Source organism: Paenibacillus sp. O199 (genome assembly GCF_001636635.1).
Taxonomy (GTDB): domain Bacteria; phylum Bacillota; class Bacilli; order Paenibacillales; family Paenibacillaceae; genus Paenibacillus; species Paenibacillus marchantiae.
Genome location: NZ_LGRP01000064.1, coordinates 1 through 11,227, shown reverse-complemented (window position 1 = coordinate 11,227; position 11,227 = coordinate 1). Strand labels below are relative to the sequence as shown.

The 11,227-nt window shown below is 47.5% G+C and carries 14 protein-coding genes and 1 riboswitch; all 14 genes read right to left on the bottom strand.

Translation table 11 applies throughout. The features are described from left to right. Positions 1-98: 98 nt before the first annotated feature. The gene (gene atpA / locus A6049_RS31535) at positions 99-1,613 is read right to left on the bottom strand and encodes a F0F1 ATP synthase subunit alpha (RefSeq protein WP_063568357.1); all 1,515 of its coding nucleotides are present in this window, start codon (positions 1,611-1,613) and stop codon (positions 99-101) included. Between the two features lie 16 nt (positions 1,614-1,629). Further along, positions 1,630-2,178: a F0F1 ATP synthase subunit delta gene (locus A6049_RS31530; RefSeq protein WP_063568356.1), complete on the bottom strand. Its 549-nt coding sequence runs from the start codon at positions 2,176-2,178 to the stop codon at positions 1,630-1,632. Continuing rightward, entirely contained in the window at positions 2,175-2,663 is a 489-nt protein-coding gene (atpF, locus tag A6049_RS31525) for a F0F1 ATP synthase subunit B (protein ID WP_063568355.1), read from the bottom strand. Before atpF ends, A6049_RS31530 begins: the two co-directional genes overlap by 4 nt. 114 nt (positions 2,664-2,777) lie before the next feature. Continuing rightward, positions 2,778-3,002: a F0F1 ATP synthase subunit C gene (gene atpE / locus A6049_RS31520; RefSeq protein ID WP_062321699.1), complete on the bottom strand. Its 225-nt coding sequence runs from the start codon at positions 3,000-3,002 to the stop codon at positions 2,778-2,780. A gap of 76 nt (positions 3,003-3,078) precedes the next feature. Then, positions 3,079-3,897: a F0F1 ATP synthase subunit A gene (gene atpB, locus A6049_RS31515; protein ID WP_063568354.1), complete on the bottom strand. Its 819-nt coding sequence runs from the start codon at positions 3,895-3,897 to the stop codon at positions 3,079-3,081. A gap of 41 nt (positions 3,898-3,938) precedes the next feature. Next, the gene (locus tag A6049_RS31510; RefSeq protein ID WP_063568353.1) at positions 3,939-4,319 is read right to left on the bottom strand and encodes an ATP synthase subunit I; all 381 of its coding nucleotides are present in this window, start codon (positions 4,317-4,319) and stop codon (positions 3,939-3,941) included. Next, positions 4,312-4,566 carry an AtpZ/AtpI family protein gene (locus A6049_RS31505; RefSeq protein WP_063568352.1) on the bottom strand — a complete coding sequence of 85 codons (255 nt, stop codon included), beginning with the start codon at positions 4,564-4,566 and terminating at the stop codon, positions 4,312-4,314. The genes A6049_RS31510 and A6049_RS31505 overlap by 8 nt, the downstream gene beginning before the upstream one ends. Before the next feature lie 186 nt (positions 4,567-4,752). Further along, positions 4,753-5,910: a non-hydrolyzing UDP-N-acetylglucosamine 2-epimerase gene (gene wecB, locus A6049_RS31500; RefSeq protein ID WP_063568351.1), complete on the bottom strand. Its 1,158-nt coding sequence runs from the start codon at positions 5,908-5,910 to the stop codon at positions 4,753-4,755. Positions 5,911-6,133: 223 nt separating this feature from the next. After that, entirely contained in the window at positions 6,134-6,763 is a 630-nt protein-coding gene (gene upp, locus A6049_RS31495; RefSeq protein WP_053782842.1) for a uracil phosphoribosyltransferase, read from the bottom strand. Between the two features lie 415 nt (positions 6,764-7,178). Further along, on the bottom strand, positions 7,179-8,426 hold the full coding sequence (locus A6049_RS31490) for a serine hydroxymethyltransferase (RefSeq protein WP_162842473.1): 1,248 nt from the start codon (positions 8,424-8,426) through the stop codon (positions 7,179-7,181). A 233-nt stretch (positions 8,427-8,659) separates the two neighbouring features. Beyond that, positions 8,660-9,253: a TIGR01440 family protein gene (locus A6049_RS31485; RefSeq protein WP_063568349.1), complete on the bottom strand. Its 594-nt coding sequence runs from the start codon at positions 9,251-9,253 to the stop codon at positions 8,660-8,662. A 141-nt stretch (positions 9,254-9,394) separates the two neighbouring features. Then, positions 9,395-9,476, bottom strand: a riboswitch (ZMP/ZTP riboswitch). 116 nt (positions 9,477-9,592) lie between these two features. Continuing rightward, positions 9,593-10,165 (bottom strand): low molecular weight protein arginine phosphatase, encoded by a 573-nt coding sequence (locus tag A6049_RS31480; protein ID WP_063568348.1) that lies wholly within the window; start codon positions 10,163-10,165, stop codon positions 9,593-9,595. Positions 10,166-10,290: 125 nt separating this feature from the next. Next, on the bottom strand, positions 10,291-10,851 hold the full coding sequence (locus tag A6049_RS31475) for a manganese efflux pump MntP (protein ID WP_063568347.1): 561 nt from the start codon (positions 10,849-10,851) through the stop codon (positions 10,291-10,293). 173 nt (positions 10,852-11,024) lie between these two features. Further along, the coding region (locus A6049_RS31470) for a Sua5 family C-terminal domain-containing protein (protein ID WP_275078685.1) at positions 11,025-11,227 on the bottom strand (203 nt) is incomplete at its 5' end.

The following is an 11,227-nucleotide window of genomic DNA, read 5'->3' as shown; positions in this document are numbered from 1 at the left end:
AAACTACTTCGTAAGCATATTGAAACTTTGATAGATCAAAGTTTTACATGCAGACATGCGGAATCGGTTAAACAACTCCGCAACTGCATATCATCTATTTAGACAGAGACAGCAAAGCTCTTTCTGAACTTCTCAATAGCATCTTTCAGAGCGGATTCATTGTCTGCAGTCAATTCTTTTGTATCACGGATAGACCCGAGAATTTCCGGATGGCTGCTCTCCATAAACGCGAGGAACTCACCCTCGAACCGAGTAACATCACCTGTAGGAATCTCATCCAGGAACCCTTTAACCGCTGTGTACAAGCTGACTACCTGTTGTTCTACAGGCAGAGGCTGGTTTACACCTTGCTTCAGGATTTCCATCATACGAGCACCACGATTCAGGCGAGCCTGAGTCGCTTTATCCAAATCGGAACCGAACTGGGAGAACGCTTGAAGCTCACGATATTGAGCGAGGTCGAGACGCAGGGAACCTGCAACTTTTTTCATCGCTTTGATCTGAGCAGAACCACCAACACGGGATACGGAGATACCTACGTTGATCGCCGGGCGTTGTCCAGCATTGAACAAGTCAGCTTCCAAGAAGATTTGTCCGTCCGTAATGGAGATTACGTTCGTCGGAATGTAAGCAGATACGTCGGAAGCTTGTGTTTCAATGAACGGCAGTGCGGTTAAAGAACCACCACCAAGCTCATCATTCAGCTTCGCTGCACGCTCCAGCAAACGGGAGTGCAGGTAGAAGACGTCACCCGGATAAGCCTCACGGCCCGGTGGACGGCGAAGCAGCAAGGAAAGCTCACGATATGCGGAAGCTTGTTTGGTCAAGTCATCGTAGATAACCAAAACGTGCTCACCTTTGTACATAAAGTACTCACCCATCGAACAACCGGAATACGGTGCGATGTACAACAATGGTGATGGGTCAGATGCTGCTGCAGTTACAACAATCGTGTACTCCATTGCGCCTTTACGACGAAGAGTTTCTACGACTTGTGCAACTGTAGATTGTTTTTGACCGATAGCAACATAGATACATTTCATGCCGCTGCCTTTTTGGTTCAGGATGGCATCAATCGCGATTGATGTTTTACCTGTTTGACGGTCACCGATGATCAACTCACGTTGTCCGCGACCAATTGGAACCATTGCGTCAATGGCTTTAATCCCTGTTTGCATCGGCTCATGAACCGATTTACGATCCATTACGCCTGGTGCTTTACCTTCAACCGGACGGAATTCCGTTGTAGCGATTGGCCCTTTGCCATCCACTGGAATACCGAGCGGGTTAACAACGCGTCCAATCAATGCTTCGCCAACAGGCACTTGCATGATTTGACCGGTACGTTTTACTTGGTCGCCTTCACGAATATCATAGTAAGGTCCCAGGATAACGATACCGACGTTGCTCTCTTCCACGTTCATGGCGAGACCCATAACACCGCTTGGGAATTCAACCAACTCGTTGGACATGACATTCTCAAGTCCGTAGACACGAGCGATACCATCACCAACCTCAATAACCGTCCCGACTTCGACTACATCGATATCGTTCTTGTATTGTTCGATCTGGCTCTTAATTAATGTACTGATTTCTTCTGGTTTGATACTCAAGTGTCCTCACCCCAATCTACTGTACTCGTCTGTTAAAAGACTGCTCAAGACGTTCAAGCTTGCCAGCCAAGCTACCGTCATAGATCGTATCGCCAATGGCAACTTTCAATCCGCCCAGCAAAGTCGGATCGACAATGTTCTCGATACGGATCTTTTTATTCACACGGCCACCGAATTCACGGGCTACCGCTTCTTGTTCTTCATCATTCAAGGCATAAGTCGAGTACACGCGTGCATCGGCTATGCCGAGCGATTCGCCCTCGATCTTCACATAATCATTCAGCAGAGCTTCCAGCAGTTCAACGCGTCCACGCTCAATCAAAAGCAAGACGGTTTTCAGAACAGGTTCAGACACCTTGCCGTCAAGACTTGTGCGGAGTACATGCTGTTTTGCCTCTTCAGAGATGTTGGGTGACTCGATAAATTTACCGATTTCCGCATCACCAGTGATGGCAATTACAACAGTACGTAGCTCTTGTTCGACTTCAAGCACCTTCTGCTGTCCGAGAGCAACTTCAAACAATGCTTTCGCATAACGCTTAGCAACAATCGTATCGCGGCTCATTGTCGGCCTCCTACCTCATTGAGGTATTGGTTCACAAGCTCCTCTTGTGCAGGACCGTTCTCAACTTCTTTTTTGATCAGCTTGGAAGCGATTTGAACGGAAGCTGTACCCAGTTCGCTGCGAAGGGCTGCAACCGCTTTGTTCTTCTCGCTCTCAATCTCACGCACAGCATCGTCTTTCAGGCGATTCGCTTCTGCTTTTGCATCCGCCAGAATCGTTTCAGCCTGTTTGCCGCCTGTTTGTTTGGATTGTTCAATGATGTCATAAGCATCTTTACGCGCTTTTTCAAGAGCCTGCTTCTGTTCCTCAACATAGGCAATAGCCTGATCCCGCGTTTGGGCAGCCTCATTCATTTGCGCCAATACGAGCTCACGACGTTTTTCCATAATGGAGAAAAGTGGACCAAATGCATAACGGCTAAGCAGCCAATATAAAATACCAAATGCTATAATCGCCAGAACTGTATTTTCCCATACGAAATTCAATCTGTTCACTCCTTCCTGAAGGTATCCTCAGGCCGCAACTCCGGTTTACGGACGCTACCTAAAAAGAAGGCGCGGATGGCTGTGGCCTTCCCCGCCAAACCTGCACTGATTTTATTAAGCCGCTCCGTAGAACATGAACGCGAGTACTACACCGATGATCGGCAATACCTCGATCAAACCTACACCGATAAACATTGTTGTTTGAAGAGTGGATTTTGCTTCCGGTTGACGTGCAATACCTTCCACCGTTTTGCTAATTACCAAACCGTTACCGATACCTGCGCCAAGTGCGCCCAATCCTGCAACAATTCCTGCTGCCACTAATGCCATTGCTCCCATTTGTATATCCTCCTTAGAATGTTCGTTCAAATTTTATAGTTCAGCCCTACAGGTTTAACCGTATTGGACCTGAATCTTAATGTTCCTCATGCGATTCGACGGTTTGTGATATGTATACCATCATCAAAACCGTAAATACGAATGCCTGTATGGCTCCGATGAAAATACTGAATCCCTGCCATGCCGTCAACAGCGGAATTGCTGCAATTGCGCCAATCCATTTGAATGCTGTAAGTTTCATAATCGTGGAGATCAGAACCTCACCTGCAAAGATGTTAGCGAACAAACGCATACCGTGTGTCAACAACTTGGATGCTGTCTCCACAATGTTGATTGGGAAGAACAGCCAGTGTGGTTGGAAATAATGCTTGAGATACGCTTTGGTGTTACGGAAAAGTCCCAATCCATGCGCGATAGCAAATGCGATCAACGCTAGACCCATGGTTACCGAAAGGTCAGCCGTAGGTGATTTCCACCAGGCAACTTCGATATGTGGATGAGCTTCAGGATTCTTCTCATGAGCTTCATGGAACGCTTCTTGGACCGAGACAATTGGCTTGCCAAAGATTTCAGCTTGGCTTGCATCCGTAGCCCCAGTTACAAAGCCCAAAGGGAGACCCAACATGTTTCCCACAAAGATAAACATAATCATTGTGGTTGCCAAGGTAAGGAAATGCTGCCCCTTCTTCATGTCCATCGTGCTCGAGATCAGGTTACGTACAAACTCAATCGCCCACTCTAGGAAGTTTTGCATTTTGCCCGGATTTTCCACTGACAAGTTCCGCGTAGCCAGTTTTGCAACAATAAATACAATGGCGGATGTTACGATCAGCATCAGCAGAACAGACAAATCCAGATGGAACCCACCCAGGTTAATTATCGGAGATTCATGCATATTTTTCTCACCCCTTTCTCATTCGAAAGCTTGCAGCACCTCTATGAGTCTGCTTTGCGGGACAACAATATCCCTATAAATAGTAAGGAAAATTGCGCTATGACCAAGCCAACTACAACCGCATATAAATTGAAGTATTGCGGATACTGCATCGCCACGAAAACAGCGAGTACTGCGAGAGCTGCTCTAGTCAAAAATCCCAGGTTCACACGCTTAAGGTTTCCTTCCGCTGCACCATCCAACATTCTCCTGACTTTGCGACCCAGATAAGACGCGTTGATCCAACTGATCACCGTTCCTAGGGCCAGTCCCAAAGCTATTGTTTCCACACGGGGCAGAAAGGCCGCTGCTAGAAAACAAATCATAAGAAAGTACATGATGAAAACAGTCATCCATCTGCGGTATCTGGTTAGTTCACTCATCACTTTCCCCCATGAATTTTTTCGCGATAAAGTAGATGCTTACGCCGCCTGCTGCCAAAAAAAAGAGAACGCTTACGGCGATCCATATTCCGCTACCCCCGATGGTCTTGTCCACCCAGGAGCCAACGTAATATCCGGCAACAGCGAGAATGGCAATCTCGATTCCAAAAGCTGTCACGAGCCCCATCGCTTTCCATACATTATCGTCATGGTTACGGGATGAATTTGGTTTGTTCGAATCGGCCATTTTCCACGCCACCCTTGCAATCCCAGTTAATTTTACTGAATGATGAGAGCCTTTGTCAATTGAATGATTTTAGCGTTTTAAAGGGGAAAACGACGGGAATACAGGCCCTCAGAGCCCATAAACCCGCGTAAACCGTACAGTTTAACTGTATGCTGTACCCTTTAATAATCCGTTAGAAAAAATGAATTATTTTTTGAATTTTCTGTGAAATGATTCCGGACGTTCACTATTCACACCAAAATGATGCAAAATCGCATTGACAATTCTTTCTGAAGCATGTCCATCACCATAAGGATTGGCAGCCTGACTCATGCTTGCATACAGTGTTTCGTCTGTAAGCAGAGCTTTGGTGCGCTCATATACACGTTCCTCTTCGGTACCCACCAGCTCCAGTGTTCCAGCCTCAATTCCTTCCGGACGCTCCGTTGTATCCCGAAGGACGAGAACAGGCACACCAAACGAAGGCGCTTCTTCCTGCAAACCTCCTGAATCTGTCAAAATCAAGTGAGTATGCGGGTAAAAGTTATGCAAATCCACTACGTCTAGTGGATCAATAAGTTGAATACGGGGGTGATTCCCCAAAATTGCGTGAGCCGGCTCCTTCACAGCAGGACTTAGATGTACCGGATACACGATGGCAATATCCTCAAACTCGTCGGCAATCCGTTTGACGGCCTGGAAAATGTTACGGTGAGGCTCGCCTTGGGATTCACGGCGGTGAGCTGTCATCAGCACAAGACGCTTGCCCTGTGCCCAATCTAGTACCGGATGTGTGTAATCCTGCCGTACTGTATATTGAAACACATCTGTTACCGTGTTGCCTGTGACATACGTACTAGACTCCGATTTATTTTCTTTGGCAAGGTTAGAAGAAGACCAGTCCGTCGGTGCAAAATGCAAGTCAGCAAGCACACCGGTTAACTGACGGTTCATTTCTTCCGGGTATGGAGAGAGCTTGTTCCACGTGCGAAGACCTGCTTCCACATGCCCCACCTGAATCTGCTGCAGGAACGCAGCATAGCTGGCTACAAACGTTGTCAGCGTATCACCGTGAACCAACACGATATCCGGCTTTGCTTCAAGCAAAACCGGCTCCAGGCCTCCCAGCACACGAATCGTAATTTCATTCAACGTCTGGCGATCTTTCATCACATCCAGATCGTAGTCTGGATGAATATCGAATACTTCAAGAACCTGATCCAGCATCTGACGATGCTGTGCAGTAACGCAAACGATCGATTCAATAGATTCGGGATGTTTCTGCAGTTCCAAAATAAGCGGAGCCATCTTGATGGCTTCCGGGCGCACCCCGAATATCGTCATGACTTTAATTTTCTTGGACATTGAAGCAAAGCCCCTTTTCTATAAGTTCATGTTCAAAAAGTCCGGTTTTCAGTACCAAGAATATGGAATGAAGGTAGAAATGGAGTAGCGGAGCGTAGGGAAAACTACGTGAGCAACGGACATTTCGGCTGAATTTCATATTCGATGTCGATGATGCCCTTGGGCATCCTTCGTAATCAAAATTGGACTTTTTGAACAACCTCTTACAAAGCATGCGATATGCTTATTTAGTGCCGTATAGACGGTCTCCTGCATCTCCCAGTCCGGGAACGATATAGCCGTGATCATCCAGACGATCGTCCAGTGCAGCAACGTAGATGTCTACATCCGGATGCGCATCCTGAACAGCTTTTACTCCTTCAGGGGCTGCAACAAGGTTCATCATTTTGATTTGCGTGCAGCCGCGTTTTTTGAGCACGTCAATAGCAGCAATAGCAGAACCGCCAGTTGCCAGCATCGGGTCGATGACAATCAACTGACGCTCCGTAACGTCCGTAGGCAGCTTGGTGTAGTACTCAACAGGTTGCAGTGTTTCCGGGTCACGGAACAAACCTACATGTCCAACTTTTGCCGCCGGCAGCAATTTGACAACACCATCCAGCATCCCAAGGCCCGCACGCAAAATCGGCACCAGCCCAAGCATACGTCCGGAAATGACTTTTCCTTGTGTTTCAGCTACTGGTGTCTGTACATCAATAGTTTCCAGCTCAACATCTCTTGTAATCTCATAAGCCATCAGTGTAGCCACTTCATCCACCAATTCACGAAAATCTTTCGTATTCGTACGCATGTCGCGTATAAACGTCAGTTTGTGTTGAATCAAAGGGTGATCACATATTACTAATTTTCCCATCTAATTTGTCCCTCCGGTATGTTCTTCATGTTTCAGCATTACCAAATATGCCTAATCATCATTCATAGGCCCGATAAATCCTGTATATTATATCATCACCTACTCCGAATTACACCATCAAAGGGCACTTAATCATTACAGAAAACCGAATCCTATAAAAATAGGACCGGAAAAATGAGTCTTCCGGTCCTTTTTGCTCTCGCTGTTATGTCAGTTGAATGTTAAAAATGTGTAAACACTATGAAGCTCCGCAAACCGAATGACCCTTCGATCGCTGTTATCCCCGGATTTTTTTAACCCCTTTATTAAGGGGGAAATCCGGCGATAGGATATGCTTCTACGTCTTCATTCTGTCTGCTCCGTCTGCATGTTTACATGAAGAACATCTCAAACACAAACACCATGAGCAAGTTTTTTAGTATTTAAGGTCAGTGTAGAGCGGGAATTGGTCCGTAAGTGCCGTTACTTCAGCACGGGCTTCATCCAATTTAGCTGTATCTTTAGGGTTTTTCAATGTTTTCGCAATGATCTTACCAATAGCTACCATCGCTTCTTCGTTCATACCACGGGAAGTAGCTGCAGGTGTACCGATACGGATACCGCTCGTTACAAACGGGCTAGTTGGGTCAAACGGAATTGCATTTTTGTTCACGGTAATACCGATGGAATCAAGTACATGCTCGGCTTCTTTACCTGTGATATTCACGCTGCGTGTGTCGATCAGCATCAAGTGGTTGTCTGTACCGCCGGATACGATGTTCAATCCTTCAGCAATCAGCGTTTCAGCCAATACTTGTGCATTTTTTACCACGTTTTGTGCATACGTTTTGAACGAAGGTTGCAGTGCTTCACCGAATGCTACCGCTTTGGAAGCAATCACGTGCATCAGAGGTCCACCTTGGGAACCAGGGAATACCGCTTTATCAATCGCTGCTGCCCAAGCTTTGCGGCACAGAATCATACCACCACGAGGTCCACGCAGCGTTTTGTGAGTTGTTGTCGTTACGAAATGCGCATGTGGAACCGGGCTTGGATGCAAGCCTGCAGCTACCAGTCCTGCAATGTGAGCCATATCCACCATGAACAAAGCACCTACATCATTAGCGATGGAAGCAAGCTTTTCAAAATCAATGATACGCGGATATGCACTTGCACCTGCAACGATCATACGAGGGCGATGTTTAAAAGCCGCTTTGCGCACTTCATCATAATCAATCAGGAATGTATCTTCTTGTACACCGTAAGCTACGAAATTGTACAGCAAACCGGAAGCATTAACCGGGCTACCATGTGTGAGGTGTCCGCCATGCGCAAGGTTCATACCAAGCACAGTATCACCTGGTTTCAGAGCCGCAAGGTATACTGCCATGTTCGCTTGTGCACCGGAGTGAGGTTGAACATTCACATGTTCTGCTCCAAACAATTCTTTGGCACGATCACGCGCGATATCTTCTACGATATCCACATGCTCACAACCACCGTAGTAACGTTTGCCTGGATATCCTTCAGCGTACTTGTTAGTAAGTACAGATCCCATTGCCTCAATAACCGCTTCGCTTACGATGTTCTCGGACGCGATCAGCTCAATGTTGTTTTGTTGACGTTTCAGTTCAAGATTCATCGCTTCCAGTACTGCCGGGTCATTCTTGCGCAATTGTTCCATGATTAAATTCCTCCCAGTTATAAGTGAAGTTATAAAGCGAAACTACAGTGGTTACACTCCTGACTTCGATTGCATCACCATCTTCCGATCGCTGTTATCCCCAGATTTTTCTGAACTCCCTTATAATAAGGGGGAAATCCGGGGATAAAGGCGAACGCTTTGCTTCTTCAGATTGGTGTTGCACTCTCCGTTTTCGTGTAAAGTCTAATTTGGCTTTAAATAGGTTGAAGATATCAGTCACAAAATGTCGAATCTGGTTGCTCTTCCATACGATACACTGCACGCTCGCCGCCAATCAACTTCGGACGGGTCAGTGCTGTAGTTACACGGGCATCACCGATGTAGCGGAGTGCTGTTCTGAAAGGTACTGCCACATGCCGCAAATGCATGCCAATCATCGTCTCCCCAATATCCAGTCCCGCATGGGCCTGCACATGTTCAGCCAGGCATGGATCGGTCAGCGAGCGATACGCTGCGGATGCCATGGAACCACCTGCTTTGGGCACAGGTACTGCACCCACTTCAGTCAATCCAAGACGTGTAAGCAGTGAACGCTCCATAACCAGCGCACGGTTCAGGTGCTCACAGCATTGGAATACAACATCAAAACCGAACTCCTGCTGCACCTCGCGTATACCCGCAAGAAGCTGCTGCGCTACTTCAACAGCACCGCTTGTACCAATCCGTTTGCCTGCAACTTCACTTGTACTTGTACCGATCACAACGATCTGTCCAGGACCAAGCTGTCCGGCAAGCGCCAGTTCACGCAGAATGGATGCGGTCTGTTCATGCAATCCGGGTTGTTCCGAATCTAACTCAATAGTCATCCTATCGCCTCCCGATAAAATCATGCCCGGCTTCCTCTTGGCTGCCCTTGGTATTCTCTTGTATGGCATTTCAGGTACTATTATAGCGAATAATCAGATGAAAGACGAAAAAAAGAGCAGTCTGCGGGTAACGCAGAATTGCTCTTTTGCCCAGGCGACCGGCCGTTTGTTCCGGTGCTCCATCGTGGTTATGCCCACTTCGTCGCCAGTTACACCGGATCCCTGTTTTCCCATTCATCATAAAACAACCTGCGTTTAAAATCAACGGGTAATTTACATCCCATGTACGTTTTTTATATGGAAATCTATCGGTACCTGGGAATGATTAAACGAATCCAATTATTCCAACTTGTCCAAAAGTCTATCGAGCGCAGTCCGAATCTCTGCCGCAGCGATGTTGTAATCGTCGCGACTGCCGCCAAACGGGTCCGAAATATCAAAGCTCGGAATGCGTTGTCTGATCTCGATTGCCCGCTCACGTTCAGATGCCAAAATCTCCTGACCTAGCGCACGTTTCATTTCGAATGTTGCAAACAGGCTGTCCAATTCCTGAAGATCATTCAAGACTTGTTCGTCATTTTCCGCATACTCTTTCAAGGTATACGTCTTGTGTACCGAGTCAGGAAAAACCTGCATGACATGCTGTTTATGACTGCGTGTCAACGTGAGAATCAGGTCGGCCCAGCCGACTAGGTTGGAGCTAAGAAGCGTCGAATGTGGGGGTCCCTCAACGTTGTGATCCCTTAATACAGCCTCCGCATGACGGGAAATGGGCATGCCCGTTGTTGCGGCTACACCTGCGGAACGAACGTCCACCTGAATGCCCCGCTCAGACGCCAGTTTACGTAAAAGTCCCTCCGCCATGGGGCTGCGACATGTATTCCCTGTACATACAAACAAAATATGTTTCATTGTGGTTAGCCTCCCCATTTTGCAAATGTTGTCGAATCATGTTTGAAACTCCATCTGAACCAATGAAACTCTTAAATATATATTGAAGACTGCACTAGGCTGTAATTATGGTTAACGTCGTTTTTTTAAAATATAAACAAAAGTCCAAAAGCGAGCAAGATCGCTCCGCCGACCGCTTCTCCGTAATCCCCCATGTTCTGGCTCACACGCCGTCCCAACATCAGACCCATGACGGACATTGCTCCACCACAGACACCAAAAGCCAGTACCGTTAACACCAAGTCACTGCTGAACATGCCGAGCGAGACTCCAACGGAAAACGAATCCACACTGACACTCAGTGAGAACAGTATCACACCGAGCAAAGATCGATGATCCACCAGTTTGGTATCTCCCTCCCGGAAAGCGTTCAAGATCATATGGGCGCCGAGCAGGACCAGCAGACCGCCAGCTGCATACGTCGTAATGTCACCAAGCAAGGAACTGACATATTTGCCCGTATACATGCCGATGAGCGGCATGATGATGTGAAACAGGGCCGTTACGGTACTGATTCGCAATACGTCTCTCATACGAATGCCCTTCATACCAATCCCGATGCCGAGTGAGAACGCGTCGAGTCCGAGAGCGACGGCCATAATCAAAATGGTTACCAACTGCCCTACATGGGCAGACACATCCCACATCCCCATACCCCCAAGTCACGTAAAGGTTCTTGTACACCTTATGCGGACAAGGACATAAACATGACCTGAGAAGACATTTTGCAATCCCAGCTCAAAAAAATGGAATTGCTAGTCGTAACTAGAGGACGAGTGCCAGAGGGAAATATTCATAGCGATATTATGAAAAAAGGGAGCTATCGGTCACCGACCTGAATGAGTCGGTGACCTGCCGCCTTGAGCAGTCGGTTCATGACGGCTGCTCCCAGTCCTTCGCGCGAGCAGGCTTCAGCCACAATATATGTGGCCCCCTGCTCATCGCAGCTACGCAGCGCGGCGTACAGCCGGCGCGCTGCTTCCTCCAGCTCGCTGGCTTCGCCCAGCGAGAACACGGCATCGG

Coding starts and splice junctions, on each gene's coding strand:
- A6049_RS31530 (WP_063568356.1), bottom strand. CDS start 2,178: ATGAGCCGCGATACGATTGTTGCTAAGCGTTATGCGAAAGCATTGTTT.
- atpE (WP_062321699.1), bottom strand. CDS start 3,002: ATGGGAGCAATGGCATTAGTGGCAGCAGGAATTGTTGCAGGATTGGGC.
- atpB (WP_063568354.1), bottom strand. CDS start 3,897: ATGCATGAATCTCCGATAATTAACCTGGGTGGGTTCCATCTGGATTTG.
- A6049_RS31510 (WP_063568353.1), bottom strand. CDS start 4,319: ATGAGTGAACTAACCAGATACCGCAGATGGATGACTGTTTTCATCATG.
- A6049_RS31505 (WP_063568352.1), bottom strand. CDS start 4,566: ATGGCCGATTCGAACAAACCAAATTCATCCCGTAACCATGACGATAAT.
- wecB (WP_063568351.1), bottom strand. CDS start 5,910: ATGTCCAAGAAAATTAAAGTCATGACGATATTCGGGGTGCGCCCGGAA.
- upp (WP_053782842.1), bottom strand. CDS start 6,763: ATGGGAAAATTAGTAATATGTGATCACCCTTTGATTCAACACAAACTG.
- A6049_RS31490 (WP_162842473.1), bottom strand. CDS start 8,426: ATGGAACAATTGCGCAAGAATGACCCGGCAGTACTGGAAGCGATGAAT.
- A6049_RS31485 (WP_063568349.1), bottom strand. CDS start 9,253: ATGACTATTGAGTTAGATTCGGAACAACCCGGATTGCATGAACAGACC.
- A6049_RS31480 (WP_063568348.1), bottom strand. CDS start 10,165: ATGAAACATATTTTGTTTGTATGTACAGGGAATACATGTCGCAGCCCC.
- A6049_RS31475 (WP_063568347.1), bottom strand. CDS start 10,851: ATGTGGGATGTGTCTGCCCATGTAGGGCAGTTGGTAACCATTTTGATT.